Annotated in this window: 24 protein-coding genes; 11 read left to right on the forward strand and 13 right to left on the reverse strand. The window is 62.5% G+C overall.

Going from position 1 to position 26,335, the window contains the following annotated elements; all coding sequences use genetic code 11:
• Positions 1 to 830: phosphatase PAP2 family protein (locus OO258_RS11450; protein ID WP_266030489.1), on the reverse strand; the 830-nt coding region annotated here is incomplete at its 3' end.
• A 121-nt stretch (positions 831 to 951) separates the two neighbouring features.
• Here OO258_RS11450 and hslO point away from each other — a divergent pair.
• The 3 genes from hslO (at position 952) to OO258_RS11465 (ending at position 4,154) form a co-directional block, all read left to right on the forward strand.
• Positions 952 to 1,851 carry an Hsp33 family molecular chaperone HslO gene (gene hslO / locus OO258_RS11455; protein ID WP_110744810.1) on the forward strand — a complete coding sequence of 300 codons (900 nt, stop codon included), beginning with the start codon at positions 952 to 954 and terminating at the stop codon, positions 1,849 to 1,851.
• Between the two features lie 179 nt (positions 1,852 to 2,030).
• Positions 2,031 to 3,572, forward strand: coding sequence for a phosphoenolpyruvate carboxykinase (locus OO258_RS11460; protein WP_110744809.1), 1,542 nt, complete (start codon positions 2,031 to 2,033; stop codon positions 3,570 to 3,572).
• A 150-nt stretch (positions 3,573 to 3,722) separates the two neighbouring features.
• Positions 3,723 to 4,154, forward strand: a complete 432-nt coding sequence (locus OO258_RS11465; RefSeq protein WP_266030491.1) for an acyl-CoA thioesterase — start codon at positions 3,723 to 3,725, stop codon at positions 4,152 to 4,154.
• A 63-nt stretch (positions 4,155 to 4,217) separates the two neighbouring features.
• On the opposite strand, the gene OO258_RS11470 is transcribed toward OO258_RS11465, so the two are convergent.
• The 3 genes from OO258_RS11470 to fdhD form a co-directional block, all read right to left on the reverse strand.
• The gene (locus OO258_RS11470; protein WP_110744807.1) at positions 4,218 to 4,697 is read right to left on the reverse strand and encodes a glycine zipper domain-containing protein; all 480 of its coding nucleotides are present in this window, start codon (positions 4,695 to 4,697) and stop codon (positions 4,218 to 4,220) included.
• Positions 4,698 to 4,892: 195 nt separating this feature from the next.
• Positions 4,893 to 7,238 (reverse strand): FdhF/YdeP family oxidoreductase, encoded by a 2,346-nt coding sequence (locus tag OO258_RS11475; protein WP_266030494.1) that lies wholly within the window; start codon positions 7,236 to 7,238, stop codon positions 4,893 to 4,895.
• Between the two features lie 5 nt (positions 7,239 to 7,243).
• Positions 7,244 to 8,074 carry a formate dehydrogenase accessory sulfurtransferase FdhD gene (gene fdhD, locus OO258_RS11480; protein WP_110744805.1) on the reverse strand — a complete coding sequence of 277 codons (831 nt, stop codon included), beginning with the start codon at positions 8,072 to 8,074 and terminating at the stop codon, positions 7,244 to 7,246.
• A gap of 178 nt (positions 8,075 to 8,252) precedes the next feature.
• On the opposite strand from fdhD, the gene lysM reads away from it, so the two are divergent.
• A complete protein-coding gene (gene lysM / locus OO258_RS11485) occupies positions 8,253 to 8,693 on the forward strand; it encodes a peptidoglycan-binding protein LysM (protein WP_110744804.1) in 441 nt (146 codons plus the stop codon).
• 49 nt (positions 8,694 to 8,742) lie between these two features.
• Here lysM and yrfG read toward each other — a convergent pair whose 3' ends face one another.
• Positions 8,743 to 9,405, reverse strand: coding sequence for a GMP/IMP nucleotidase (gene yrfG, locus OO258_RS11490; protein WP_266030497.1), 663 nt, complete (start codon positions 9,403 to 9,405; stop codon positions 8,743 to 8,745).
• A gap of 64 nt (positions 9,406 to 9,469) precedes the next feature.
• Between yrfG and nudE the strand changes: the two genes are divergently transcribed.
• Both nudE and cysQ read left to right on the forward strand, forming a co-directional pair.
• A complete protein-coding gene (gene nudE, locus OO258_RS11495) occupies positions 9,470 to 10,036 on the forward strand; it encodes an ADP compounds hydrolase NudE (protein WP_266030499.1) in 567 nt (188 codons plus the stop codon).
• Complete coding sequence (cysQ, locus tag OO258_RS11500) at positions 10,033 to 10,851, forward strand: 3'(2'),5'-bisphosphate nucleotidase CysQ (protein WP_266030501.1); 819 nt, start codon at positions 10,033 to 10,035, stop codon at positions 10,849 to 10,851. Before nudE ends, cysQ begins: the two co-directional genes overlap by 4 nt.
• 71 nt (positions 10,852 to 10,922) lie before the next feature.
• Here cysQ and OO258_RS11505 read toward each other — a convergent pair whose 3' ends face one another.
• Genes OO258_RS11505 through rfbC form a run of 4 tightly spaced genes read right to left on the reverse strand, consistent with a single transcriptional unit; the run spans position 10,923 to position 15,183 of the window.
• Entirely contained in the window at positions 10,923 to 11,378 is a 456-nt protein-coding gene (locus tag OO258_RS11505) for a YiiD C-terminal domain-containing protein (RefSeq protein ID WP_266030502.1), read from the reverse strand.
• Complete coding sequence (locus tag OO258_RS11510) at positions 11,378 to 12,784, reverse strand: sigma-54-dependent transcriptional regulator (protein ID WP_266030503.1); 1,407 nt, start codon at positions 12,782 to 12,784, stop codon at positions 11,378 to 11,380. Before OO258_RS11510 ends, OO258_RS11505 begins: the two co-directional genes overlap by 1 nt.
• Positions 12,781 to 14,595, reverse strand: a complete 1,815-nt coding sequence (locus OO258_RS11515; protein ID WP_266030504.1) for a sensor histidine kinase — start codon at positions 14,593 to 14,595, stop codon at positions 12,781 to 12,783. Before OO258_RS11515 ends, OO258_RS11510 begins: the two co-directional genes overlap by 4 nt.
• Before the next feature lie 42 nt (positions 14,596 to 14,637).
• On the reverse strand, positions 14,638 to 15,183 hold the full coding sequence (gene rfbC / locus OO258_RS11520; protein ID WP_266030506.1) for a dTDP-4-dehydrorhamnose 3,5-epimerase: 546 nt from the start codon (positions 15,181 to 15,183) through the stop codon (positions 14,638 to 14,640).
• Between the two features lie 277 nt (positions 15,184 to 15,460).
• Between rfbC and aguA the strand changes: the two genes are divergently transcribed.
• The 3 genes from aguA to OO258_RS11535 all read left to right on the forward strand — a co-directional run bounded on the left by aguA (position 15,461) and on the right by OO258_RS11535 (position 18,771).
• The gene (gene aguA, locus OO258_RS11525; RefSeq protein WP_266030507.1) at positions 15,461 to 16,567 is read left to right on the forward strand and encodes an agmatine deiminase; all 1,107 of its coding nucleotides are present in this window, start codon (positions 15,461 to 15,463) and stop codon (positions 16,565 to 16,567) included.
• Between the two features lie 184 nt (positions 16,568 to 16,751).
• Positions 16,752 to 16,949, forward strand: coding sequence for a hypothetical protein (locus tag OO258_RS11530; protein WP_110744795.1), 198 nt, complete (start codon positions 16,752 to 16,754; stop codon positions 16,947 to 16,949).
• Between the two features lie 529 nt (positions 16,950 to 17,478).
• Positions 17,479 to 18,771 (forward strand): OprD family porin, encoded by a 1,293-nt coding sequence (locus OO258_RS11535; RefSeq protein WP_110744794.1) that lies wholly within the window; start codon positions 17,479 to 17,481, stop codon positions 18,769 to 18,771.
• Positions 18,772 to 18,924: 153 nt separating this feature from the next.
• On the opposite strand, the gene OO258_RS11540 is transcribed toward OO258_RS11535, so the two are convergent.
• The 3 genes from OO258_RS11540 to OO258_RS11550 form a co-directional block, all read right to left on the reverse strand.
• Positions 18,925 to 20,595 carry an FMN-binding glutamate synthase family protein gene (locus tag OO258_RS11540; protein WP_266030509.1) on the reverse strand — a complete coding sequence of 557 codons (1,671 nt, stop codon included), beginning with the start codon at positions 20,593 to 20,595 and terminating at the stop codon, positions 18,925 to 18,927.
• 141 nt (positions 20,596 to 20,736) lie between these two features.
• Positions 20,737 to 22,104, reverse strand: a complete 1,368-nt coding sequence (locus OO258_RS11545) for an ATP-binding protein (RefSeq protein ID WP_266030511.1) — start codon at positions 22,102 to 22,104, stop codon at positions 20,737 to 20,739.
• 1 nt (position 22,105) lies between these two features.
• Complete coding sequence (locus OO258_RS11550; RefSeq protein WP_266030513.1) at positions 22,106 to 22,828, reverse strand: response regulator; 723 nt, start codon at positions 22,826 to 22,828, stop codon at positions 22,106 to 22,108.
• Between the two features lie 139 nt (positions 22,829 to 22,967).
• On the opposite strand from OO258_RS11550, the gene OO258_RS11555 reads away from it, so the two are divergent.
• Positions 22,968 to 25,265, forward strand: coding sequence for a TonB-dependent siderophore receptor (locus OO258_RS11555; protein ID WP_266030514.1), 2,298 nt, complete (start codon positions 22,968 to 22,970; stop codon positions 25,263 to 25,265).
• Between the two features lie 183 nt (positions 25,266 to 25,448).
• Here the strand turns inward: OO258_RS11555 and OO258_RS11560 are convergent, their stop codons facing one another.
• Positions 25,449 to 25,715: a helix-turn-helix transcriptional regulator gene (locus OO258_RS11560; RefSeq protein ID WP_266030515.1), complete on the reverse strand. Its 267-nt coding sequence runs from the start codon at positions 25,713 to 25,715 to the stop codon at positions 25,449 to 25,451.
• Positions 25,716 to 25,825: 110 nt separating this feature from the next.
• Here OO258_RS11560 and OO258_RS11565 point away from each other — a divergent pair, with 110 nt between their 5' ends.
• A complete protein-coding gene (locus OO258_RS11565; protein WP_266030516.1) occupies positions 25,826 to 26,335 on the forward strand; it encodes a sigma-70 family RNA polymerase sigma factor in 510 nt (169 codons plus the stop codon).

Here is a 26,335-nt window from a genome sequence, read left to right on the forward strand (position 1 = left end):
CCGAGCTGGGTGCACCACAGGCCAGACATGCCGTCCAGGTAGCGCTTGCCCTCGCTGTCCCACAGGTGCAGGCGTTCACCACCGACGATCACCCGCGGCCCTTCGGCGTTCAACGCCTCGCTTCCCTTGGCCGCCAGCGGTGTGTAGTAGCTCCAGCCCAACGCCAGCACTGCCATCAGCAACCCGCCGATGTAGTCATCCTGCCCCCAATGGGCACCGGCCACCAGGCGCGGCAGCATGAACAGCAGCGCCAGCCCCCAGACCACCAGGTACTGCACCAGGCGCCGGCTGAACACGCTCATGAACAGTGCCCAGATCAAAAGCACCGAGGCGTGATCCCCCGGGAAGCTCTTGCTCGAACGGTCCTTAAGCTCCCAGGCCGCCTCCAGGTTCGGGTAGTAATCACTGAGGTGGACGACGTCGTCGAACATCATCGACGGGCTCTTGTGCTGCCAGCCGGCTGCATCCACCCACTTGGAAAACAGCGCGCGAATCACCACTAAGAGGAGTAGCGTGACCAGAAAGCCGAAAAAGGCCTGACGAACCTGGGCTGCCTTGAACACCCAGTCACCCCGGATGAGTACGGCCAGCAGGATCAGGCCGACGATAATGTCGAACGGGCGCAGGCTGCCCACAGTCCATATGTAACGCCAGATGGTGTTGTCGGCCAGCGGGGCATTCAGGCCGTGGAATAGCCACTCGTCGAAAGTCAGGCACAAGATCTGGCCAATGGGCCATAACCAGAAACACAGTAGAGCGATAGGCAGCAGCGTACAGGCTGCCAATGGCCCCAAGGACCACCTTGCTTGGAACAGTGGTCGATTGTCCATAAAATACCTCTATTGCAAACAGGAACCGGAGCGCCTCGTGAGCGCTTTTTCATTGGGTTGTCGCGTGTAGTCCGACAACCCTTGTAATCATTTTGTCATCATTTTCAGATAGCCAAAACCTATGAGCGACTTGCCTGATACCGATTTCACCCAACGTTTCATCTTCGACGAGCGCGATGTGCGCGGCGAGTGGGTGTCTCTCGATGACAGTTACGCCGCGGTGTTGGCGCGTCATGAGTACCCCCAGCCGGTCAAGGCGCTGCTTGGCGAGCTGATGGCTGCCACCGCCTTGCTGGTTGGCGCGATGAAGTTCGATGGTTTGCTGATTTTGCAGGCCCGCTCGGCGGGGCCGATTCCGTTGCTGATGGTGGAGTGTTCCGGCGACCGTGAGATCCGCGGCATGGCCCGCTACGAAGCGGACCAGATCCCTGCGGATGCCACACTCTCGCAGCTGATGCCCGACGGCCACCTGACCCTGACCATCGACCCGGTCAAGGGCCAGCGTTACCAGGGTACCGTCGACCTCGATGGCGCCAACCTCTCGGAGTGTTTCACCAACTACTTCGTCCAGTCCCAGCAGCTGAACACGCGCTTCTGGCTCAATGCCGAAGGTGGCAAGGCGCGTGGCCTGCTGCTTCAGCAACTGCCGCGCGATCGCCAGCCGGATGATGAAGAGCGCGAGGACAGCTGGCAGCACGTGGTCGCTCTGGCCAAGACCCTCAAGCCTGAAGAGTGGGCTGAAAACAACGAAACGCTACTTCACCGCCTGTACCACGAAGATGCAGTACGCCTGTTCGATATCCAGCCGCTGCGCTTCAATTGCAGCTGTTCGCGGGAACGCTCTGGCAATGCGCTGGTCAGTCTGGGCGAGCACGACGCCAAGGCGTTGGTGGAAGAATGTGGCGGGACGGTAGAAATCGATTGCCAGTTCTGCAACGAGCGCTACTTCTTCGATGCCAGCGACGTGGCACAACTGTTTGCGGGTGGCGGCACTGACGTAGCCTCAGAAACTCGTCACTGAAACGTTTAACCACAGGACAATCTCCTGTCGAATTGCGCAAAAGAGCAGTTCTGACAGGAGGGGCCTACTTTTTTTGGGCGTTTCTGGCATAATCCGGCCACTTTTTTCGCTGTAGTAGTTTTTTCAAGACAACTACAAAACGTTTGGAGCACTCGGCCTCGGGCCGGATGGGGTATCTCATGACGCAAGCCAACAACACCGTGTACACCGACCTGAGCGTCGATGAGCTGGTAAAAGAAGCGCTGCAACGCGGTGAAGGCGTATTAGCCGATACTGGCGCACTGGTCGTGGAGACCGGTCACCGTACTGGCCGTTCGCCGGCTGACCGTTTCATCGTCGAAGAACCTTCCACCCAGGACGCCATCTCCTGGGGCCCGATCAACCGCAAGTTCCCGGCCGACAAGTTCGATGCCCTGTGGGCTCGCGTCGAGGCGTTCAACAACGCCCAGGATCACTTCGTCTCCTACGTTCACGTAGGGGCTGCAGCCGAGCACTACCTGCCCGTCAAGATGACCACCCAGACTGCCTGGCAGAACCTGTTCGGCCGTTGCCTGTTCATCAACCCGGAGCAATTCAACCCGGCTGGTCGCGACCAGTGGCAGATCCTCAACGTTGCCAACTTCGTCTGCGAACCTGAGCGTGACGGCACCAATTCCGACGGTTGCGTGATCATCAACTTCGCCCAGAAGAAGGTGCTGATCGCTGGCATGCGCTACGCCGGCGAAATGAAGAAAGCCATGTTCTCGGTGCAGAACTTCCTGCTGCCGGCCGCCGACGTACTGCCAATGCACTGCGCGGCCAACATCGGCGAAGAAGGCGATGTAACCCTGTTCTTCGGCCTGTCCGGCACCGGCAAGACCACCCTGTCGGCTGACGAAAGCCGTTACCTCATCGGTGACGACGAGCACGGTTGGGGCGAAGGCGTTGTCTTCAACATGGAAGGTGGCTGCTACGCCAAGTGCATCGACCTGTCCGAGAAGAACGAGCCGGTCATCTGGAAAGCCATCAAGCACGGTGCGGTACTGGAAAACGTCGTGCTCGACGCCAACAAGCACGCCGATTACACCGACGTCAGCCTGACCCAGAACAGCCGTGCGGCCTACCCGCTGGAGCACGTTGCCAAGCGTTCCGAAGCGAACCTGGGCGGCGAGCCTAATGCCGTAATCTTCCTGACCTGCGACCTGACCGGTGTTCTGCCTCCGGTGTCGATCCTGAACAATGAGCAGGCGGCTTACCACTTCCTGTCCGGTTACACCGCGCTGGTCGGTTCCACCGAAATGGGCTCGGGCGGCGGCATCAAGTCGACCTTCTCCACCTGCTTCGGCGCACCGTTCTTCCCGCGCCCGGCTGGCGAGTACGCCGAGCTGCTGATCAAGCGTATCAACGGCTTCAACTCCAAGGTCTACCTGGTAAACACCGGCTGGACCGGCGGTGGCTACGGTGTTGGCAAGCGCTTCAGCATCCCGACCACCCGCGCGGTGATCGCTGCAATCCAGAGCGGCGCGCTGGTCGGTGCCGAAACCGAGCACTTGGACATCATCAACCTGGATGTGCCGAAGGCCGTTCCGGGCGTTGAGACCGACCTGCTCAACCCGCGCACCAACTGGGCTGACAAAGCTGCCTACGACGAGGCCGCCAAAGGTCTGGCCAAGCTGTTCATCGAAAACTTCAAGAAGTTCGAAGTTTCCGACGCCATCAAGGCCGCTGGTCCACAGCTGTAAGCTGAACCTGGCTGCAACAAGACAGCCGCCCTCAGGGGCGGCTTTTTTGTTCCTGCAAATCGGTGCGTTCCTACAAGGGATTGCAGGCAGCGGAAATCTGCAATTTCTGTTTCACTGTCAGCATCCATTGCGAAGACAAGAGCCAGACAGATGACCGAATCCCCTCAGCGCACTGCCTTCTCCCACTTCCACCCCATCCTCACCCGCCCTTCGGACAACGACGTCAACGGCCATATCGCCGGTGCTACCGTGCACGGCTTTTTTGAAACTGCTATCCACGCCTTCCTTGTCGAACAGGCCGAGGTCGACCTGCGTGACGGTGAACTGGCGGCATTCGTGGTCAGTTCGGCGGCGGATTTCTACGCATTACCGGGCTTTCCGGACTTGCTGGAGGTGGGGTTGGGCGTGACGCGCCTGGCGGGCAGCACGGTAGAGTACCGCCTGGCGTTGTTCCGTCCGGGCGAGCCGGAGGCGTGTGCGGCAGGCACGGTGGTGCAGGTGTTCATCGACCGTGCCAGTGGTCGTCCTGTGGTGTTGCCTGAGCCGCTGCAAGTGATCCTTTCTGGCCTCGTACTCGCCTAGCAGGCATAAAAAAGCCCCGCCGGCAGGGGCGGGGCTTTTGCTGCCGGGGCGAGGCCCTCGGCATCAGTCGCGCCAGTGGCGCTTGTGCTTGCGGTGGCCGTAGTGATGGCCACGGTCGTAGTGACGACGGTCGTCGTAGCCGCGACGGTAGCGACGGTCGTCATCGCGGTCGTCTTCGTCGGCCTTGTTGCCCATGTAGTTACCCAGTGCGCCACCGGCACCACCGCCGGCTGCCGCGCCAATGTAGCTACCGGTAGTGCCGCCCACCGAGCGACCGACCACGTTACCGCCCGCAGCACCCAGTGCGCCACCGATAGCGGCCTCACCGCGCTGGCGCTTATCGGCACCCAGGGCACCGCCTGCGGCACCGCCCAGGCCGGCACCAATGGCGCCGCCAGTGCTACCACCGATGGAGTTGCCCACCACGGAGCCCAGTACCCCACCCAATGCGCCGCCGATGCCGGCCTCGGTGGTGCCGCCTGCCATGGCAACGCCGCTGAGCAAGCTGAAAGACAACAACAAAATCGAGGAGTACTTCTTCATCAAGAGAGCCTCATAGGGATGACGAGGCGAATTTGAGGCTAAGCGGCGTGGCTGGCAACGGAAATCCGACGAGTAACACGAGTTGTACACAATTCTCTAAGTTACTGTATTTGCTGTGAAACTTTATCGATTTTCGGCTGTCTGAGACCTTTATGACAAAGCCCTGAACCGCCATGGAACAGGGCTTTTTCGTGTCTACAGGATACGCCCGTCGTCCCGAGCGCGCTCCAGTTTGATGGCAATGAACTTCGATGTCGGCGTATGGCTGCCATCGCCAATGCTCTCCAGCGGCACCAGCGGGTTCACCTCAGGGTAGTAAGCCGCGGCCTGGCCTGCCGGGATATCGAACGCCAGCAGGGTGAAGCCATGCACCCGGCGCACATGCTCATCCCCCCACAACGACACGATGTCGACCTTCTGCCCGGGTTGGAAGCCCAGGCGGATGATGTCGGCTTCGTTGGCAAAAATCACTTCGCGCTGGCCACGCACGCCGCGGTAGCGGTCGTCCAGGCCGTAGATGGTGGTGTTGTACTGATCGTGCGAGCGCATCGACTGCATGATCAGGTCCGGTAATTGGCCGCTGGCGCGCACGCGCTCGTCCAGCAGGGTGTCGGGCAGCAGGTTGGCCTTGAAGTTGGCGCGGCCCGTGCTGGTCTTCCATTCCCGGCTGGCGGCGCTGTTGCCCAGGTAGAATCCCCCTGGGTGTTGCAAGCGCTGGTTGAAGCCGCTGAAGCCGGCGATGGTGTCGCCGATCAGGTCGCGGATGCGGTCGTAATCGGCAACCAGCCAGTGCCAGTCCACCGGTTTCTTGCCCAGGGTGGCGGCGGCAATGCCGGCAATGACCGCAGGCTCCGAGCGCATCTGTGCCGACAGCGGCTTGAGCTGGCCATTGGAGGCATGCACCATGCTGAACGAGTCTTCCACCGTGACCGCTTGCGGCCCTTCAGCCTGCAGGTCGATGTCGGTGCGGCCCAGGCACGGCAGGATCAGCGCCTGCTTGCCGTGGACCAGGTGGCTGCGGTTGAGCTTGGTGCTGATGTGCACGGTCAGCTCGCAGTTGCGCAATGCTGTGGCAGTACGCTCGGTATCTGGCGTGGCCTGGGCGAAGTTGCCACCCAAGCCGATGAATACCTTCGCCCGGCCGTCGAGCATGGCGTGGATCGCTTCAACGGTATTGTGGCCGTTGTGCCGCGGCACGGGGAAGCCAAAGCGGTTCTCGATGGCGTCCAGCAGCGCCACTGGAGGGCGTTCGTTGATGCCCATGGTGCGATCGCCCTGCACATTGCTGTGGCCACGCACCGGGCAGAGGCCAGCGCCCGGCGCGCCGATGTTGCCGCGCAGCATTTGCAGGTTGACGATTTCCTGGATGGTCGGCACCGAATGGCGGTGCTGGGTGATGCCCATTGCCCAGCACATGATTACCCGTTTGCCACGGCAGTACATGCGCGCGGCCAGCTCGATGTCGGCCAGGCTCAGGCCGGACTGCATCTGGATGTGCTGCCACGGCGTGGCATCGACCACGGCCAGGTATTCGTCAACGCCATGCCCATGTTCGGCAATGAAAGCATGATCGAACACGGCCGGTTCGCCGCTGGCCTGGGCCTCACGCTCCCACAGCAGAACGAACTTGGCCATGCCGCGCAGCATCGCCATGTCGCCGCCCAGCGCTGGGCGGAAGAACGCAGTGTTGGTCGGCCGGTCGCTGTTGGTCAGCATTTCCAGTGGGTTCTGCGGGTGCTGGAAGCGTTCGAGGCCGCGCTCCTTGAGCGGGTTGATGCACACCACCTGAGCGCCACGCTTCACCGCGTCACGCAGCGGGTCGAGCATGCGCGGGTGGTTCGTGCCGGGGTTCTGGCCCCACACAAAAATGGCATCGGCATGCTCGAAGTCGTCGAAGGTGACCGTGCCCTTGCCCACCCCCACACTTTGGCCCAACGCCACGCCGCTGGCCTCGTGGCACATGTTCGAGCAGTCGGGGAAGTTGTTGGTGCCATAGGCCCGCACGAACAGCTGGTAAAGATAGGCCGCTTCGTTGCTGGCGCGCCCCGAGGTATAGAATTCGGCCTGGTCAGGGCTGGCCAGCTTGTTCAGCTCGCGGGCGATCAGGGCGAAGGCGGCGTCCCAGCTGATCGGCTGGTAGCGGTCGCTGGTTGGGTCGTAGACCATTGGCTCGGTCAGGCGCCCCTGGTACTCCAGCCAGTAATCGCTCTGCTGCAGCAGGGCTGTAACGCTGTAGCGGGCGAAGAAGGACGCGTCGACGCGACGCTTGGTGGCCTCCCAGTTCACCGCCTTGGCGCCGTTCTCGCAGAACTTGACCATGCCGCTTTCCGGCGAGTCGCCCCAAGCACAACCAGGGCAGTCGAACCCACCGTTCTGGTTGGTCTTGAGCAGGGCGCGGATGTTCTTCAGCGCGTTGTCGCTGCCGACCCAGGCCTTGGCCACGCTGCGCAGTGCGCCCCAGCCACCGGCGGGGCCGTGGTAGGGCTTGTAGCGAGGAGGGGAGGCTGGGGCGTTGTCCGGAAGGTGCTGGTACGAGGTCACGACTGTTACGACTCCGCCGCTGGGCTGTAGACCCGCGGTGCGCTGTGCTTGGGCAAATGGATAAGGTTGAGGTTGTGCTTGCGCGCCCATTGCAGGGCAAGCCCGGTGGGGGCTGAAAGGCTGACCAGTGTCTGGATACCGGCACGCAGTACCTTCTGGATCAGCTCCAGGCTGCAGCGGCTGGTGACGATGGCAAGGCCGCCCTGGCTGTCGATGCCTTGGCGCAGCAGGGCGCCGATCAGCTTGTCGAGGGCGTTGTGCCGGCCAATGTCTTCACGCCCGAGCAACAGCTCGCCATGACGGTCCATGAACAGTGCCGCATGCACCGCGCCGCAGTGCTGGCCCAGCGGCTGGAAAGCATCGATGCGCTCGCGCAGCCCGACCAGCCACTGCGCCGGGGGCAGGGGGGCACCCGGCAGCACGGTCAGCTCTGGCAATGCCTGTTCCAGTGCTTCGACTCCACACAGGCCACACCCACTGGTGCCGGCCAGCTGGCGACGCTGGTTTTTCAGGTTCCAGAACGCCCGGCTGGATATTTCCAGGTCGGCGTACATCGCCGAGCCGCTGCCGGAGAGCTTGAGGTCGTAGATTTCCGCGGTGCCTTCGACAATGCCGCTGCCAACGCTAAACCCGACGGCGAAGTCTTCCAGGTCGGTGGGGCTGACCAGCATCACCGCCTGGTTGAGGCCGTTGTAGACAATGGCCAGCGCCACCTCTTCGGCCAGCGGCGTGCTGTCACGTTTGCTGTCGTTGAGCTGGACGTAATCGTAGGTGTTGCTGGCGGCGGGCATGGCCAAGGGCGATGAGGCCGCGCAGACCGGTGGTTTGCTGTTCATCGGGGCAGGCTGTTCATTCGGCGGCTTGGTGATAGCACAAGCCTAGGCGTGCGGGCCGGCGGCGTCTAATTGCTAGGGTCTATGCCTTGATAGAGCGCGTCGATTGGTCGCAGGGGGCGGCGGGAGGAAAGGTGGCCTAGACTGCTGAGTCCGAGGTTTCGTCAACAAGGAGAGCGCTATGAGCTTGTTCAGTTTCGTGAAGGAAGCGGGCGAGAAGTTGATCGACCTGCTGACCCCAGGCAATGCCAATGCCGAGGAGCAGCTGAAAAAACACGTGGAAAGTGTCGGCCTGGGCAATCCGAACATTACCGCCACTGTAGAGGGCGACAAGATCATCCTCAAGGGTGAGGTGGCCAGCCAGGAGGAGAAGGAAAAGATCATTCTCGCCGCCGGCAACATCAATGGTGTGGCCAGCGTGGATGACCAGATCACCGTGACGGGGCCAGTGGTGAAGGCGGCCAGGTTCGTTACAGTGAAAAAGGGTGACACGTTGTCGGCCATTTCAATCGTGGTTTATGGCAACGCCAACCAGTACAACAAGATCTTCGAGGCCAACAAGCCGATGCTCTCGCACCCGGACAAGATCTATCCGGGGCAGGTGCTGCGTATTCCTGATTGATCTCTGAAGTCTGTACCGGCCCTTCGCGGGCATGCCCGCGAAGGCGGCCTCACAGGCCTATCACTAATTCCCGGTAATCCTCGACCGCTGGAAACTCTTCGGTATCCCGCGGCCCTGCCTTGCTATCCGGCTGCCGCACCGCCAGCAGGTGGCCAACACCAAACCGCCGCGCACTGCGCAATATCGCCAGCGTGTCATCGATGAACAGGCTGCGCCCCGGCTCGAAACCAATATCCGCCTGCAAGGCATCCCAGAACTGTGGGCTCTCTTTTGGGTAGCCGTAGTCATGCGAGCTGATCAACCGCTCGAAATACGGCGCCAGTTCCACCCGCTCCAGCTTCAGCGACAGCGAATCCCGGTGTGCATTGGTGATCATCACAACCCGTTTGCCGGCCTTGCGAATCGCCGCCAAGAAGGTATCGGCGTCTGGGCGCAGGGCGATGAGGTCGGCAATTTCCCGCTTCAGCTCGCGGATCGGCAGGTCTAGCTCACGGCTCCAGAAGTCCAGGCAATACCAGTTGAGTGTGCCGGCATTGCGCTCGAACAGCGGTTGCAACTCCATTTCTGCCATGGCCCGGCTTACCCCGTGCAGCTCGGCATAGCGCTGGGGCAGGTGGTGCAGCCAGAAGCGGTTGTCGTAATGCAGGTCGAGCAGGGTGCCGTCCATATCCAGCAGAACGGTATCGATGGCAGACCAGGGAAGAACAGGCATGGGAAACTCTCGATCAGTCGGCAAGCCACGGTATAGTAACCCGTTCACGCCAAGGAGCCGCCCCATGCGCCAGAAACCCACCGTCCTCAGCCGCGAAATCGTCGCCAGTAGCCGCCTGTTCCGCGTCGAAGCCGTGCAATTGCGCTTCAGCAATGGCAACGAGCGTACCTACGAGCGCCTGGTAGGCCGGGGTAACGGGTACGGCGCGGTGATGATCGTGGCCATGCTCGACGCCGAGCACGCTGTGCTGGTCGAGGAATACTGCGGTGGCACCGACGAGTACGAGCTGTCGTTGCCCAAGGGCCTGATCGAGCCGGGCGAAGACGTGCTGGCGGCAGCCGACCGGGAGCTCAAGGAAGAAGCCGGTTTTGGTGCGCGCCAGCTGGAGCACCTGACCGAGCTGTCGCTGTCGCCCGGCTACATGAGCCAGAAAATCCAGGTGGTACTGGCCAGCGACCTGTACGAAGCGCATCTGGAAGGCGATGAGCCGGAGCCGATGCGGGTCGACAAGGTCAACCTGCGCGAGCTGTCGGCGCTGGCCATGCACCCGCAGTTCACCGAGGGCCGCGCGCTGGCAGCGTTGTACCTGACGCGTGACCTGCTGACCCAGCGGGGGCTGCTGGAACTATGAACGACCTGCAACTGATGCATGAGGCGGTCAAGCTGGCGCTGGCCGCAGGTGAGGCGACCCTGCCGTTCTGGCGCGCCGATGTGGCGGTGACCAACAAGGCCGATGATTCGCCGGTGACCGCTGCCGACTTGGCAGCGCACCGGGTGATTGCCGATGGGCTGTTGGCCCTGGCGCCGCAGGTTCCTGTGCTGTCCGAAGAGGACTGCAACATTCCGTTGGCCGAGCGTGAGGGCTGGCGCCGCTGGTGGCTGGTCGACCCGCTTGATGGCACCAAGGAGTTCATTGCCGGCAGCGAGGAGTTCACGGTCAACATCGCCCTGATCGAGAACGGCGAGGTGGTGTTCGGCGTTGTGTCGATGCCCACCAATGGGCGCTGCTATTTCGGTGGGCGCGGTTTGGGGGCCTGGCGTGCAGATGCCGATGAGGCAGCCCAACCGATCCAGGTCCGCAACGCACCCGCGCCAGGCGAGCGTTTTACCGTGGTTGCCAGCCGTCGACACTCCAGTCCGGAACAGGAAGCGCTGTTGGCCGGCCTGGGGGCTGCGGTGGGTGAGCTGGAACTGGCCAATATTGGCAGCTCGTTGAAGTTTTGCCTGTTGGCTGAGGGCAGTGCCGATTGTTATCCGCGCCTGGCGCCGACTTCGCAATGGGACACTGCTGCGGCGCAGGGTGTGGTGGAGGGCGCCGGTGGCGAGGTGATCGGGCTGGATGGTTTACCGTTCCGGTATCCGCCGCGTGAGTCGCTGCTCAATCCGTATTTCCTGGCATTGCCCGCCAATGCGGCATGGCGCCAGGCCTTCCTGAACCTGATCTAACTGGCTTCCACAGGTACACCCTATTCCCTCCACCTTTCCCATACCTGTGGGATTGTGACAGCCTCCAGGGTTCAGCGGTGCAGCACGTACTGGCCGCTGAATTTCACCGCGGGTTCGTCACTATCGGCATTGCTCACCGTGGTCTGCAGCGTCAGCCGCGCCCGGCCACGCCGCTGGTACAGGTTCAGGAACCGCTCCCAGACCTTCTCGTCCGGCGCCGCACAGCGCGCCAGCGCCGCGCCGGTTACCGGCAACGGATAACTGATCTGCCCTTCCTGAATGACGATATGCCCGTCGTCTATCCCCAGTTCGCGCAGCCGCAGGTGCAGCCAGCCCCAACCTGCCAGCACTGCCGCGCAGTACAGGCTGCCGCCGAACATGGTGCTCTTGTGGTTGACGTTGGGCGCCAGGGGCAGCTGCAATTGCAGGGTGTGCTGCTGCCAACCGATTACTTCCAGGCCCATTTCACGGGTCAGGGGGATGTCGCTGTGCAGTACGGACTGCAGGTACTGGCTATCGGTGCTCATCAACGGTGGTCCTCTTGGTCGTCATGCCCGCCGCTACCGCCGTCAAAGCTCAGGCCATGCTTGCGCAGCTTGTCGTGCAGGGTCTTGCGGGGTATGCCCAGCGCCTCGGCCAGGCTGCGCATGGAGCTGTGTGGCTGGGCCAGTTCGGCCGCGATCAGCGAGCGCTCGAATTGCTCTACCTGTTCACTGAGGTTGCCGCTCGGCATTGGCTGCGCCGGTGCGGTCGCTGGCGGTGCCTGGCCGTCCAGGGCCAGTTCTAGGCCAAGGGCGAAACGCTCGGCGGCGTTCTGCAGCTCGCGCACATTGCCTGGCCAGCTGTGGCGCAGCAGCAGGGCACGTTGTGCCGGTTGCAGGGTGTGCGGCGCCAGGCCATGGCGCTGGCTGGCGGCGTCGGCAAAGTGCTGGAACAACACCAGGATGTCATCGCCGCGTTCACGCAGCGGTGGGATACGCAGCGGTGCCACGTTCAGGCGGTAATACAGGTCGGCGCGAAAGCGCCCTTGGTCGGCGGACTGGCGCAGGTCTTCCTTGGTCGCGGCGATGATGCGGATATCCAGTGGGATCAGCTGGTTGCCGCCGAGTCGCTCGACCACTCGTTCCTGCAACATGCGCAGCAGTTTTACCTGTACATCCAGGCTCATGCTCTCGATTTCGTCGAGGAACAGCGTGCCGCCATTGGCGAATTCGAACTTGCCGATACGGCGTTTTTGCGCGCCAGTAAACGCACCCGGTTCATGGCCGAACAGCTCGCTTTCGACCACCGACTCGGCCAGTGCTCCGGCGTTGATCGCCACGAAGGGCCCGTCGCGGCGGCTGGACAGGTCGTGCAGGGCGCGGGCCACCACCTCTTTGCCCGCGCCGGTCTCACCAAGGATCAGCACATCGGCGCGGGTGCCGGCCAGGGCGCCGATCTGCTCGCGCAGGCGCAGCATGGATGGCGAATGACCGACCAGGCGGGTGGCCAGTTGCTGGCGGTCGCTCAGTGCCAGGCGCAGGCTGCGGTTGTCCAGTACCAGCCGCCGCAGGGCCAGGGCCCGGCGCACGCTGTCGAGCAGGGCGTCTGTAGCGAAGGGTTTTTCCAGAAAGTCATAAGCCCCGGCACGCATTGCCTGCACCGCTAGCGGCACGTCGCCATGGCCGGTGATCAACAGTACCGGCAGCTCGCTGTCACGGCCGTGCAATTGTTCCAGCAACTGCAGGCCATCGATGCCGGGCATGCGGATGTCGGTGACCACCACACCGGGCCAGTCGGCCTCGATACGGTCAGCCAAGCCTTGGGCATCGGCCAGGGCGACCACCTTGAGCCCCGCCAGGTCCAGGGTCTGGCTCAGCGCCTGGCGCAGGTGCGGGTCATCGTCCACCAGGATGACCTGGGCTTGGCTGTCTATCAGTGTCTCGGTGGTCATGCCGAGGGGTCCTCCGAATTGGGCAAGGTAGCGCCAGGCGCGGCCACACGCAGCTGCAAGGTCAGCAGGGCGCCACCTTCCGGGTGGTTGGCCAGCAGCAGTTCACCACCCAGGGCGCGCATCAGGCTTTCGCAGATGGCCAACCCCAGGCCCAGGCCCTGAGTGCGGGTCTTGGTGGTGAAGAACGGCTCCTTGGCGTGCTCCAGGGCCTGGCGGCTGAAACCGGGGCCATTGTCGCGGATGTACAGGTAGACGCAGTCATCCCGCTGCTCGGCACTCAGCCACAGGCGCCTCGGGTTGGCTTTTTCGGTCAAGGCGTCGAGTGCATTGGCCAGCAGGTTGCCCAGCACCTGGCGCAGGCGGGTTTCGCCGGCCTGTACCCACAATGTTGCTTCCGGCAGGTCGCGAATCAGCTCCACGGCCATCGCCCGGCGGCGCTTGGCCAGCAGTGCCAGGGCATCGTCCAGGGCTGGCTGCAGGGCCACGCTCTCCGGGGCATGGCGGTCGCGGCGGGCGAACGCGCGCAGGTGGGCGATGATCGAGGCCATGCGGCCGGTCAGCTCTCCGATCAGCTTGAGGTTGCCGCGGGCGTCTTCGGTGCGCTGGTGATCGAGCAGGATTTCGGCGTTCTCCGCATAGCTGCGAATAGCCGCCAGCGGCTGGTTGAGCTCATGGCTGATGCTGGCCGACATGGTGCCGAGTACCGACAGCTTGCCGGCCTGAACCAGTTCGTCCTGGGCGCGCACGGCCTCCTGCTGGGCGTTCTCGCGTTCCAGCACGGCAAGCTTGAGGCGGGTGTTGAGGCCTTCGAGGTCGGCCGTGCGTTCGGCTACGCGCTTTTCCAGTTCCTGGCGGCCACGGGCCTCGAAGTCGATGCGGTCGATGTAGTGGCGGCGCCGCTGCATCACCAGCCCGGCCAGCAGCATTACCACCAGCAAGGTACCGGCACCGATGGCCGTCACTGTCTGTACAGAACGGTCGACCAGTATGCGCGGGGCGAGGATGCTCACCTGCCAGCCGGTTTCCTTGATATCACGGGTCTGGGTGAGCCACGCGTCCGGGTTGAGTACAAGCGGTTGCGGGGCCTGGGTAGGGTAGGGCTGGATAGCGATGATCGCCTGGCGTTCGGCCTCGCTCAGCACGCGGGTGGCGCGGAAGCGCCAGTCAGGACGCGAGGTGAGGATGACCACGCCATTGTGATCGGTCAGCAACAACTGCTCGGGGGTACGGCCCCAGAGGGTTTCGGTGTGATCGAGATCGACCTTGACTACCAGCACGCCAACGATGCGCTCGCGGTCGCGCACGGCGGCGGCGAAGAAGTAGCCACGTTTGGCCGAAGTGGTGCCCTGGCCAAAAAAACGTCCCAGATGGCCGGCCATGGCTTCGTTGAAGTAGGGGCGGAAGGCGAAATTGCGGCCGACGAAGCTGTCGTGCTTGTCCCAATTGGAGGCCGCCAGCGTGTTGCCGCTGACGTCCATCAGGTACATCACCTCGGCACCGGTCTGCTGCACGATGTTCTTGAGCAGGCGGTTGGCGTTGGTCACCGCTTCCAGGCGGAAAGGGTCGGCCAGTACGCCACGCAACGCCGGCAGGTCGCCGAGGATCTGCGGCAGGGTTTCGTAGCGGTGCAGGGTGCCGAGCAGGTTGGCGACGTACAGGTCGAGGGTCTGGCGGTTCTGCGAGGCCAGCTCGTCCTGATAATAGCGTTCGGCAAGGTGGTGCAGCGGCCAGAGTAACGGGGCCAGGCACAGGGCCAACAGGGCCAGGCTGCGCCAGCGGGGACGGCGTGGGGGCGTGGGTTTTGCAATCATCACGTAAATGCGCCAGAAAAGTCTGACGCAATTATGCGCTAGTTACGGCAGCAGTTCCGCCTCCGCCAGTGGCAGGCCGACCTTGTCCTTGTCTGACAGCACCGGTGGCTGCTGCAGCCCCCAGTCGATGGCCAGTTGCGCATCGTCCCAGCGAATGCAGCGGTCTGCGCCAGGGTTGTAGTAATCGGTGGTCTTGTACAGGAACTCGGCGGATTCGCTCATGACGGCAAACCCGTGGGCGAAGCCCGGTGGTATCCATAGTTGCCGATGGTTGTCGGCCGACAGGTTCACTGCGACCCATTGGCCGAAGGTTGGCGAGCTTTTGCGCACATCCACGGCGACATCGCGGATTTCCCCCTGCACCACGCGCACCAGCTTGCCCTGGGTGTTTTCTACCTGGTAATGCAACCCACGCAGCACGCCTTGGATGGAGCGCGAGTGGTTGTCCTGGACGAACTCGAGATTCACCCCGGTCTGCAGGGCGAACTCGCGAGCGTTGAATGCCTCGAAGAAAAAACCACGGCTGTCACCGAATACTTTCGGCTCGATGATCAGTACTTCCGGGATGGCGGTAGGGATGATGTTCATAGCGGCTTACTGGCCCGTTGCTCAAGTATTGACCCTAGCCGGCTTGCACGATTTTTGCGCAAGCCGCTTTAAAAGGATGCACGTGGTGTGGTTATGGTAGACGTCAGACGGGTCTGCGCGCCAGATGAAACCAGTGAAGATCCGATTCATATCGGTTTTATAGCGAGTTTTGTCCCGCAAATTTCCGATTATCGGGCTTTAAACATCGATATATATCGGTTATAAATGGGCAGACGCCCCAGCACACTCCGGCTCAGGGCCATCACAGAGGTCACCCATGAAAACCCTCAACTCCACGCCCCGTGCCGATGGTTTCCACATGCCCGCCGAGTGGGCCCCGCAAACCCAGGTGTGGATGGTCTGGCCGGAACGCCCCGACAACTGGCGTTTGGGCGGCAAGCCGGCGCAGGCAGCCCACGTAACCCTGGCCAAGGCGATCGCCCGCTTTGAACCGGTAACCGTTGCGGCGTCTGCTGGCCAGTACGAAAACGCCCGCCGCCAGCTCGACCAGCCGAACATCCGTGTGGTCGAAATCAGCAATGACGACGCTTGGGTGCGTGACACCGGCCCGACCTTCGTCATCAATGACCAGGGTGAAGTGCGCGGCGTGGACTGGGGCTTCAACGCGTGGGGCGGCTTCGACGGTGGCCTGTATGCTCCTTGGAACCGCGACGAGGAACTGGCCGCCAAGGTGCTGGAAATGGAGCGCTGCCAGCGCTACCACACCGAAGGCTTCGTGCTGGAGGGCGGCTCGATCCACGTGGACGGTGAAGGCACCGTGATCACTACCGAGGAATGCTTGCTCAACCGTAACCGCAACCCGCACCTGAAGCGTGAGCAGATTGAAGCGGTGCTGCGTGAACAGTTGTCAGTAGACACCGTGGTGTGGCTGCCCGATGGCCTGTACAACGACGAAACCGATGGCCACGTCGACAACTTCTGCTGTTACGTGCGCCCGGGCGAAGTGTTACTGGCCTGGACCGATGATTCCAACGACCCCAACTATGCGCGCTGCCACGCGGCCATGGAGGTGTTGCAGAACACCCGTGATGCCAAGGGCCGGGAGTTCATCGTGCACAAGATGCCGATTCCGGGCCCGCTGTTCGCCACCGCTGAAGAGTGTGCCGGCGTCGATCAAGTGGCCGGTAGCCAGGAGCGTGACCCATCGGTGCGCCTGGCCGGGTCGTACGTGAACTTCCTGATCGTCAACGGCGGCATTATTGCGCCTAGCTTTGACGACCCGGCAGATGCCGAAGCCAGAGCGATTCTGACGAAAATTTTCCCTGACCACGAAGTAGTGATGATCCCTGGCCGCGAGTTGTTGCTCGGTGGTGGCAACATTCACTGCCTGACTCAGCAGCAGCCGGCGCCAGTGAAGCGTTGAGCGCTGTGTGAATAACAAAGGGCCCGTCTTCTGACGGGCCTTTTTTTTGGGCGACACCCGGCCTCCAGGCTGGCATACGTTTTGTATTGTTTTTCAAGTAGATAGCCCGGCCGTGCTGGGCTCTCGGATCTGTAACATTACCTACGTAAATTAGCCGCTCACGGGCCAGGGAGTACGTGTAGACATGAACGCAGCAAGTGAGTCGGCTTTGCGCCCATTGGCAGTGGATCACCAGTCGCTCAAGGTTGTGGCGAAGTGGTTGAAACACCATGGAAGCATCAGGGTCAGGACGACCGACCCACGACGTCTGCTTGCCGGACGGTATCCCCAAGGGCTGATCAGCGAAGCAGAAATGCAGGCGCTGATAGCGGTGTGGCACTGATCGAAGAACACCCGTGACTGTGGGAGCGGGCTTGTCCCGCGAAGGGCGCCGCGCGCTGCATGGCACCGGCTTTGCCGGTGTTCGCGGGGCAAGCCCGCTCCCACAGCGTCCCTGGTGGTCAGGCGCTGCTTGAGCCAGTCAATCTTAATCCCCGACTCCCTTCTGCTCACCGGCGGGAAGGCATAAGCGTCTGCACAGGAAAATTGTCCGATCGATCAAAAGGTCATTTCCTACACAAGATAAATTGCCCGCTGATTGCGCACGCAAGCATGGAAATGCACCAGACACGCCGGTAATTTTGGTTATATCAACCTGCATTTCACGATTTTTTGACATTTGTAATCGCACACGGCTAGGATTCGGCCAACGCCTGCTGGCCATAACCTTGGCCATGCTGTTGCCAGAGGCCGCCGTGCACTTACCGGCAGGCCTTCAAGTGTGGATCCGCATAGCGTCGAACCTACGAAGGGGCGTTGGTTCCTGGCGTCGTATTGCAGCGCGTTCTTGATTAAGAAATAAGGAAAACAACATGTTCAAAACCAGGATCAGCCTGGTCGCCTTGGCGATGATCGCCGCGACCCAGGCACAGGCCAATGACCAGGCCGACAGCAAGGGCTTCATCGAGGACAGCCACGCCAACGTCCTTCTGCGCAACGCCTACATCAACCGCGACAAGAAGCACGGCACCGACGACCAGATCGAATGGGGCCAGGCGTTCATCGCCAACTTCTCCTCCGGCTTCACTCAGGGCACCGTAGGTGTGGGTGTCGACGCATTCGGCCTGTACGCCGTGCGTCTCGATGGCGGCAAAGGCCACAACGGTGGCGCGGGCGTCGACTTCTTCAAGCCGAGTGATACCGACCCGGCCAACTCCCCGCACAACTTGGCCCGTGGCGGTGCTGCGATCAAGTTCCGTATCTCCAACACCGTGCTCAAGTACGGTGACCAGATGCCGGCACTGCCAGTGCTGCAGTATGACGATGCGCGCCTGCTGCCAGAGAGCTTCACCGGTACCCTGATTACCTCCAAGGAAATCGAGGGCCTGGAACTGAACGCTGGTCGCTTCACGCAGGAAGCCCGCAAGAGCGCTGAAGGTCGTGACAGTGGCCACCTGAAGTCCATCAACGTGTTCGGCGGCAGCTACAAGTTCACCGACAACTTCACCGCTTCGCTGTACACGGCCGACAACGAAGATGTGATGAAGAAGCACTACCTGGGCTTGAACTACGTCTTCCCGATCGCCAGCGACCAGTCCCTGACCCTGGATTTCAACGGCTACAAGACTGATATCGACAAGAAATTCGTCGAGAAAGCCAGCCTGACCGGTGACGACAACACAATCTGGAGCCTGGCGGCCACCTACGCCTTTGGCCCGCACTCCATCACCTTGGCCCACCAGCGCAGCACCGGCAGCACCGGCTACAACTACGGTGGCTACCAGAGCCAGCCTTGGGGAACCAGCGATGGTGGATCGACCATCTACCTGGCCAACTCCTACTGGTCTGACTTCAACGCCGAAGACGAGCGCTCCTGGCAGTTGGGTTATGGTCTGGACTTTGGTGCCTTCGGTCTGCCAGGCCTGACGTACAAGGTTGCGTACGTTGTGGGTGACAACATCAATACCCACGGCTTCGGCGAAGGTAAAGAGCGCGAGATCTTCAACCAGGTTCGTTACGTCGTTCAGGACGGCCCGGCCAAGGACCTGTCGATCAAACTGCGTAGCTCGTTCCTGCGTACCAACAATGCTGTGCAGCAGAACGGTTACAACGACGACGGCAACGAAGTCCGCGTATTCGTCGAGTACCCGATCAGCATCTTCTGATCCGCAGTTGTTTGCATGAAAGCTGGGGCCGCGCTGCGCCCCTTCGCGGGCTTGCCCGCTCCCACAGGTACAGCGCCGCCTTCAAGTCTGGCGCTGCAGGTGTGGGAGCGGGCAAGCCCGCGAAGGGCTGCAGGGCAGCCCCAGTCTTGTTTTTCATGCAGGCTCAGTCTCTTCGTGGCGCAGTCTTGATGCCACACCTCGTGTTGCAGCCCCCCCAGTCTCCGGCGCAAAACTGTCGCTACGCGCCATCTGCCACATCCGCGCATAAAACTCGCTTTCTATCGAGCCACTGAGCAGTTCGCCTGGCTTGAGGAACGTGTGCAGGTCCGAAAACAACCCGATCTCGCTAGGGCTGATGCGCCGGGCCAGGTGCTTGGGCTTCAGCTCCGAAGGGTGCTCCAGGCCCGCAGCCGCCAGCATTTCAGCCAGTGCGTGCAGTGTGTTGCGATGGAAGCTGGCGACCCGCTCGGCCTTGTCTGGCACCACCAGGGCGCGCTGGCGCAGTGGGTCTTGGGTGGCCACGCCGGTCGGGCACTTGTTGGTGTGGCAGCTTTGCGACTGGATGCAGCCAATGGCGAACATGAAGCCGCGTGCCGAGTTGACCCAGTCAGCGCCGATGGCCAACACACTGGCAATGTCGAAGGCGCTGACGATCTTGCCCGCCGCGCCAATCCGAATGCTGGAGCGCAGGTTCAGGCCGACCAAGGTGTTGTGCACGAACATCAGGCCTTCGCGCATGGGTACGCCCATGTTGTCGCTGAATTCGCGTGGTGCCGCTCCGGTGCCGCCTTCCTTGCCATCGACAACGATGAAGTCCGGCGTAATGCCGGTGGCCAGCATGGCTTTGGCGATGCCCATGAACTCCCACGGGTGGCCCAGGCAGAACTTGAAGCCCACGGGTTTACCCCCCGACAGCTCGCGCAGGCTCGCCACGAACTGTAGCAACTCGACCGGTGTGCGGAAGGCACTGTGTGCGGCCGGTGAGATACAGTCCTCGCCCACGCGCACGCCACGGGTCTCGGCGATTTCAGGGCTGACCTTATGCCCCGGCAAGATGCCGCCGTGCCCCGGCTTGGCGCCTTGGCTGAGCTTGATCTCGATCATCTTCACCTGTGGCGAGCGGGCCTGTTCGGCGAAACGGTGCGGGTCGAAACGACCGTCCGCCGTACGGCAGCCGAAGTAGCCGCTGCCAATTTCCCAGATCAGGTCACCGCCGTGTTCACGGTGGTACGGGCTGATGCTGCCTTCGCCAGTGTCGTGGGCAAACCGGCCCATCCGCGCACCGCGGTTGAGGGCGGAGATAGCGTTGGCGCTGAGCGCACCAAAGCTCATGGCAGATATGTTGAAGATCGAGGCCGAGTAGGGCAGGCGGCATTGTGGCCCGCCAATGGCGATACGAAACGATGCCGGGTCTGGCGTGGCCACTGGCAGCATCGAATGGCTGATGAACTCGAACCCGGGCTTGTAGGCATCGTTGAGCGTGCCGAAAGCTTTCTCGGCGCTTTCGTTCTTGGCGCGGGCGTAGACCAGCGAGCGCTGCGAGCGGGAGAACGGCAGCTTGTCGTCGTCGCCTTCGATCAGGTACTGGCGGATTTCCGGGCGGATGGTTTCGATCAGGTAGCGGATGTTACCCAGGATCGGGTAGTTGCGGCGCACGGCGTGGTGGCTTTGGCGCAGGTCGTTGAGCCCGATCAGGCTGAGCAGGGCAGTGATCAGTGTTATTGGCCAGAGCCAGGCGTGTTGGGGTAGCAGCGGCAAGCTGGCAAACGTGAACAACAGGCAGATGGCGAGGCAGGCATAGCGGCTGGGCAGAGAGTGATTCATGGGTCCATCGCAGGCAGGATGACCGGGCATAGGATAGGCAAAGGCGGGGGAGGAAAAACCTGGGTAATCGGTAAAAGACTGTTACCTGATTGCGTAGTCCCAGCCCCTCACGACACAAGGCCGCTCCCACACAAAATCGCGTTAGCCAGGCAGCAGGATGCTGACCCGCAACCCACCGCTCTCTCGGTTCGACAGCAGCAGTTCACCCCCATGGCTGGCTGCGATCCGCTGGGCGATGCTCAACCCCAACCCATATCCGCCGTATGCCTGGTTACGCGACCCGTCACCGCGCACGAAGGGGTCGGTAATGGTCGCCAGCAGGTCCGGTGCAATCCCCGGCCCGCAGTCGTCGATATGGATCAACACCCCTTTTGTGGGCCGTTCCAGCGTGACCGAAATGTGCTGGGCATAGCGCAGCGCATTCACCAGCAAGTTTTGCAGGCAGCGCTGCAACAGCAAGGCATCTACCCGCAAACTGCCCGCCTGGCCGTGCACCGGAAGTGGTTCTTCAGCAGTGGCCAAGTCCGCACACTGGCGCGCAACCAATCGGTCCAGGTCCACCTGCTGCAAATTCTGCTGCTCCCCCGCACGCAGGTAGTCCAGAACCTGGCCGATCATATCGTCCATCTGCGTAATGTTCTGCCGCAAGCGCTGGCGGTGTTCGTCATCTGGCAGGCGCTCCAGGCGCAGGCGCATACGGGTCAGCGGGGTGCGCAGGTCGTGAGACACGGCGGCCAGGAAGTAGGCCTTGTCGTTGACCATGGCAATCAGCCGCTGCTGCATGGCATTGAAGGCCTGGGCCGCCTGGCGCACTTCCTCCGGGCCATCCAGTGCCAGCGGTGGCTGTTCAAGGTTGCTGCCCAGGCCACGTGCGGCATCGGCCAGGCGCCGCAGTGGGCGCAGGCACAGGCGCACGGCAAGCAGGCATACCAGCAGTACCGCGACGATGCGCAGCGCATACACCCGCAGCAGGTAATCGCTGATCAGCACCCAGGCTGACTCGCCGCTCCAGCCCTGCAACTCCTGGCCATCGATGGTTAGCCAGTGGCCATCGGCCAACGGCACCGCGAACTGGATATGCGCTTGCGCCGTGCGCAGGCCGAACAGGCTGCGCCAGACAATCGGCTGGCCGAGTTCGTCGGTCAGTTGCACCTTCATCAGGCGCAGGTCCTGGGCATGCCCCAGTTCGTACTTGAGGGCCTGCTGCAGCAACAGCTCGATGCGCCTGCGCCCGCGACGCTCGTCATGCTCCGCCGTGGGCAGGTGCTCGGCGCAGCGCAGCTGGTAATGGGCTGGCGCCTGCAACGTGCCACCGTGGCAGTCGGCCTGGGCAATCAGCGGTGCACTGCGTGCAGCGATCAGCCGCACCGGGGCTTCGAGCACCTGGGCAAAGCGCACATCGAACCAGATGCTGCTCGACATCAACTGGATCAACAACGTGCCGCTGACCATGATCAGCAGCAACTGGCCAAACAAGGTGCGCGGCCACAGACGGCGAAGCCAGCGCATGTCAGGCGTCGGCCGCGAGGTTGGCGATACTCAGCAGATAGCCTTCGTTGCGGATCGTGAGAATTTGCGCGGCCCCCGCCGGTGCACGGCGCAGTTGCTGGCGCAGGCGGCTGACGCACATGTCCACCGAACGGTCGTCGGGCAGGTGGTCGCGGCCAAACGCGCTACGCGTCAGCTGGTCGCGGGACACCACGCGGTTGTTGGCATCCAGCAATTCGCGCAGCACGCGGTAGTCGGAGCGGGGCAGGGTCAGCGTCTCGCCATCGGGGCGGGTGAGCAGACGCTTGACGTGTTCAAGGCGAAAGCCTGCGAACTGCTGGGCATCCACCACGGCGGGCTCTTCGGCGGGGGTGTCCAGACGTTGCGGGCGACGCAGCACGGCCTTGATCCGGGCGATCAGCTCGCGTGGTTCGAAAGGCTTGGCCAGGTAGTCGTCGGCACCCACTTCCAGGCCGATGATGCGGTCCAGCGTGCTGCCCTTGGCCGACAGCATGATCACGGCCAGCCCCGGCGTCGCTTGCAACTGGCGGCACAGGCTAAGGCCATCTTCACCCGGCAGCATGAGGTCGAGCACCACCAGGTCCACCTTGTGCCGGGCCAGTTGTTCGCGCATCTGTTCACCGTCGGCTGCGGCTAGCACGTTGTAGCCGGCATCGGTCAGGTAGTCACAAAGAAGTTCGCGGATCTCGTCGTCATCGTCGACAACCAGCAAGGTCGTGCTCATGCGGAAAAAACCTGTTCGGTGAGGGCCGGTGGCGCTCGTTACGTTCAATTACATCCCCGTACATGTCGGGTCTGGAGCCGGGAGGGCCGATCCCTAGAATCCTAACAAAAAATCATCTGCAAATACGAAGCCTTCCCAAATGAATCCCAAGAGCATCCCGCAACTGTTCACCCCCATCAGCCAAGGCGGCCCTCGCCTCAACCCGCTGGCCTTGTTCGTGGCCATCGCCATCAGTGGCGGGGCCGTTGCTGCCGACGGCAAACCTCTGGAGCTGGACGCCACGCAGATCGAAGACAGCGCGCTGCTGCCCGCCGATGATGCCGGCCAGTTGGGTTACACGGTCGAGAGCACCCGCAGCTCTACCGGCCTGGCGCTGACGCCACGGCAAACGCCGCAATCGGTCACCACCATCACCCGTCAGCAGATGGATGACCGTGACATCCACACCATCGAGCAGGCGCTGGAAACCACGCCGGGCGTCACGGCCAACAAGTCCGAGGTGGGCGGGCGTACCGACTATCGGGCCCGTGGCTACTCGATCAGCAACTGGAAGGTCGATGGCCTGCAGACCCAGGGCGGCTCCGATTTCAGTGGCAGCGGCAATGCGTTGAACATGGACCTGTACGAACGCATCGACATCGTGCGCGGCGCCAACGGCCTGCTCGGTGGCACTGGCGACCCTTCGGCCACCGTCAACCTGATCCGCAAGGCACCGACCAAAACCTTCGGCGGCAGCGCCTACGCCACTTATGGCAGCTGGGACAAACGTCGCCTGGGTGCTGACCTGAATCTGCCGCTGTCCGAAGATGGCCGCCTGCGTTCGCGCTTCGTGATGACCCAGCAGGACGCCAACTCGTTCCGCGACAACCAGTCCGAACGCTCCCGCGCCGCGCTGGCCAATTTCGAGTTCGACCTGGACGACGCCACCACCCTGGGCGCCGGTTACCAGTATGAGTACAACAAGGTCGTGGGTGGCGGCTGGGGCGCGAACATCCCCATCTGGTACCGCGACGGCAGCAAGACCGACTTGCCGCGCAGCACCAACGTAGTGCCCAGCTGGAGCTTTGGCGAGTACACCACGCGTACTGCGTTTGGCTCGCTGGAGCATCGCTTCGACAACGACTGGACCCTGGACCTGAAAGCCGCCCAAGCCACCACCGAAGCCCTGAACCATCGCGGCCTTGCCAAGGTGAACTCGGCTGGGCGCGGCACCTATGGCGGTTACTGGGACCAGGATGGCAGCGGCGCCGTGTTGAACGGTTTGCACAGCTCCAGCGACACCACCCAGCAGTCCGCGCAGATCGACCTGTCCGGCCCGTTCCAGCTGTTTGGCCGCACCCACCAGGCCATGGTCGGCTACAACGACAGCCGCACCGTCGGCTGGTCGCCTCAGTACACCTGCACCATGGTCGGCGACGGCATGACCAGCGCGCCTGCACTGGGTTGCCAGTTCCGCGCCAACAACGGCTTCCCGGTGACCGACTGGCACAATGGCGTGGATGACGATTACGACCTCATCGCCTCGCGCACCGGCCTTCACAGCAAGACCACCACTCGCCTGCAGGGCATGTACGCCGCCACCCGCCTGAGCATCACCGACCCGCTATCGGTAATCGTGGGCGTGCGCACCAGCAACTATTCCTCGGTCACCCGCAGCGTGGCTGGCGAGCGCAGCAGCCAGGAAGAAAACGGCATCGTCACCCCCTACCTGGGCGCGGTGTATGACCTCAACGACAACTACTCGGTGTATGCCAGCTACACCGATATCTTCACGCCGCAAACGTCTGAAACCAGCAGCGGCAGCAAGGTCGAGCCGATTCGTGGGCAAAGCTACGAGACAGGTATCAAGGGTGAGTGGTTCGATGGCCGCCTGAACGCCTCGGCGGCGTACTTCCGCACCAAGCAGGAAAACAAGGCCGTGTTGGACGGCGACCTGACCACCCCGACTGGCGGCAGCGCCTACAAGGCCGGCTCCGGGCAGGAAACCGACGGTATCGACCTGGAAGTCGCAGGCGCCCTGACCCCCAACTGGAACGTCTACGCCGGTTACACCTACCTGCACTTCCGCCGCGTCGACAGCGACGGCCGCAGCGACCCGTCGCACCTGTTCAAGGCCTCCACCACCTACCGCCTGAGCGGCCCGCTCGACCGCCTGACCCTGGGCGCCGGCGTGACTGCGCAGACCAACATCCGCGCCATTTCCAGCCCGGCCGGCCAGCCCACGAACGGTGTGAGCAATGGGGCCACTGACGTGAACTGGTCCGGTTATGCCATCTGGAATGCCATGGCCAAGTACCAACTGACCGACGACACCAGCGTCAGCCTCAACGCCAACAACCTGTTCGACAAGCACTACTACACCCAGTACGGGTTCTATGCCGGGGCCATCTACGGCGACCCGCGCAACCTGTCGGTGACGGTAAGCACCGCGTTCTGACCAACCGTTCCCACAGGTCTGCGCGCGGTCCCTGTGGGAGCGGGCTTGTCCCGCGAACACGGGCGAAGCCCGTGCCATCCACCACGTGCCTGCAACCGCAGCGCCAGCTTCGCGGGCACGCCCGCTTGTATGGTTAGACTCGAAGGGGTGGTGGGACTAAATGCCCGATGTAAGCGCGTGACATCAGAAGTCCGCCGCGTTGCTGCGCGGCAGCTTTACGCGCTTGGTCGTGTTGGTTTCTAAAGAGTTGAGATCAAGCGCAGGGTCATCGATCAACGCCTGGAAAACCCGGTCAGAGATTCCAACAGTGAACAGCGCGAGCATGAAATCGCGCAACGAAACACCGTCAGCCTTACCCTTCTCGAGGTGACGAACAGTTCGGAGAGAAATTCCAGCCAGGTCCGCAAGGTCTGCCTGACGCATTCTCGTGCGCAGACGCGCCTCCTTCATCAGAAGGCCTATTCGGTGAGCCTTTTACTCCGTCCCCCCGCTGCTTGCGCTGGGTAATTGCGAGTGATTATCATATTCCGCTCACAAGAACGCAGACAGGCCACTCGCCTATGGGACCCCCAAGCTCCTTCGACCTGGATGTCGAGCGCCTCTACACGCAGCATCACAGCTGGTTGAAGCGCTGGCTGATGAAGCGTCTGGGGGAGGCTGCGGATGCTGATGATCTGGCCCAGGACACCTTCGTGCGTATCATGCGCGCGCGCCGCCCGCTCGACGATGTGCAGCGCCCCTTGGCGTACCTGGCCACCATCGCCAACAGCTTGTTGATCAACCGTTGGCGGCGCCTGGCGGTAGAGCGTGCCTATACCGAGGCATTGGCGGCGCAACCGGAGCAATACGAGATCTCCGCCGAAGAGCGCCACTTGCTGATCGAAACCCTCACACAGCTCGATGAGCTGCTGCACGGACTGTCGCCGCGAGTGCGGGAGATTTTTCTGCTGTCGCAGCTCGATGGGCTGACCTACAAGCAGATCGCCGCGCAGCTGGCGCTGAGTGTCGACCAGGTTCAGAGGGCTATGCTCAAGGCCTTCGATCGCTGCTATGCCAGTCAGTTCGAGTGA

Origin of the sequence: Pseudomonas sp. DCB_BI (assembly GCF_026240995.1) — a bacterium.
Classification (GTDB): domain Bacteria; phylum Pseudomonadota; class Gammaproteobacteria; order Pseudomonadales; family Pseudomonadaceae; genus Aquipseudomonas.

Bases quoted from the DNA above. Each gene is read 5' to 3' on its own strand.
- nudE (WP_266030499.1), top strand. From the start codon at position 9,470: ATGCGCCAGAAACCCACCGTCCTCAGCCGCGAAATCGTCGCCAGTAGC.
- OO258_RS11545 (WP_266030511.1), bottom strand. From the start codon at position 22,104: ATGCGCTGGCTTCGCCGTCTGTGGCCGCGCACCTTGTTTGGCCAGTTG.
- OO258_RS11565 (WP_266030516.1), top strand. From the start codon at position 25,826: ATGGGACCCCCAAGCTCCTTCGACCTGGATGTCGAGCGCCTCTACACG.
- OO258_RS11510 (WP_266030503.1), bottom strand. From the start codon at position 12,784: ATGACCACCGAGACACTGATAGACAGCCAAGCCCAGGTCATCCTGGTG.
- OO258_RS11560 (WP_266030515.1), bottom strand. From the start codon at position 25,715: ATGAAGGAGGCGCGTCTGCGCACGAGAATGCGTCAGGCAGACCTTGCG.
- OO258_RS11460 (WP_110744809.1), top strand. From the start codon at position 2,031: ATGACGCAAGCCAACAACACCGTGTACACCGACCTGAGCGTCGATGAG.
- OO258_RS11505 (WP_266030502.1), bottom strand. From the start codon at position 11,378: ATGAGCACCGATAGCCAGTACCTGCAGTCCGTACTGCACAGCGACATC.
- OO258_RS11470 (WP_110744807.1), bottom strand. From the start codon at position 4,697: ATGAAGAAGTACTCCTCGATTTTGTTGTTGTCTTTCAGCTTGCTCAGC.
- fdhD (WP_110744805.1), bottom strand. From the start codon at position 8,074: ATGAACAGCAAACCACCGGTCTGCGCGGCCTCATCGCCCTTGGCCATG.
- OO258_RS11550 (WP_266030513.1), bottom strand. From the start codon at position 22,828: ATGAGCACGACCTTGCTGGTTGTCGACGATGACGACGAGATCCGCGAA.
- OO258_RS11515 (WP_266030504.1), bottom strand. From the start codon at position 14,595: ATGATTGCAAAACCCACGCCCCCACGCCGTCCCCGCTGGCGCAGCCTG.
- aguA (WP_266030507.1), top strand. From the start codon at position 15,461: ATGAAAACCCTCAACTCCACGCCCCGTGCCGATGGTTTCCACATGCCC.
- hslO (WP_110744810.1), top strand. From the start codon at position 952: ATGAGCGACTTGCCTGATACCGATTTCACCCAACGTTTCATCTTCGAC.
- rfbC (WP_266030506.1), bottom strand. From the start codon at position 15,183: ATGAACATCATCCCTACCGCCATCCCGGAAGTACTGATCATCGAGCCG.
- OO258_RS11465 (WP_266030491.1), top strand. From the start codon at position 3,723: ATGACCGAATCCCCTCAGCGCACTGCCTTCTCCCACTTCCACCCCATC.
- OO258_RS11535 (WP_110744794.1), top strand. From the start codon at position 17,479: ATGTTCAAAACCAGGATCAGCCTGGTCGCCTTGGCGATGATCGCCGCG.
- OO258_RS11540 (WP_266030509.1), bottom strand. From the start codon at position 20,595: ATGAATCACTCTCTGCCCAGCCGCTATGCCTGCCTCGCCATCTGCCTG.
- lysM (WP_110744804.1), top strand. From the start codon at position 8,253: ATGAGCTTGTTCAGTTTCGTGAAGGAAGCGGGCGAGAAGTTGATCGAC.
- OO258_RS11530 (WP_110744795.1), top strand. From the start codon at position 16,752: ATGAACGCAGCAAGTGAGTCGGCTTTGCGCCCATTGGCAGTGGATCAC.
- yrfG (WP_266030497.1), bottom strand. From the start codon at position 9,405: ATGCCTGTTCTTCCCTGGTCTGCCATCGATACCGTTCTGCTGGATATG.
- OO258_RS11555 (WP_266030514.1), top strand. From the start codon at position 22,968: ATGAATCCCAAGAGCATCCCGCAACTGTTCACCCCCATCAGCCAAGGC.
- cysQ (WP_266030501.1), top strand. From the start codon at position 10,033: ATGAACGACCTGCAACTGATGCATGAGGCGGTCAAGCTGGCGCTGGCC.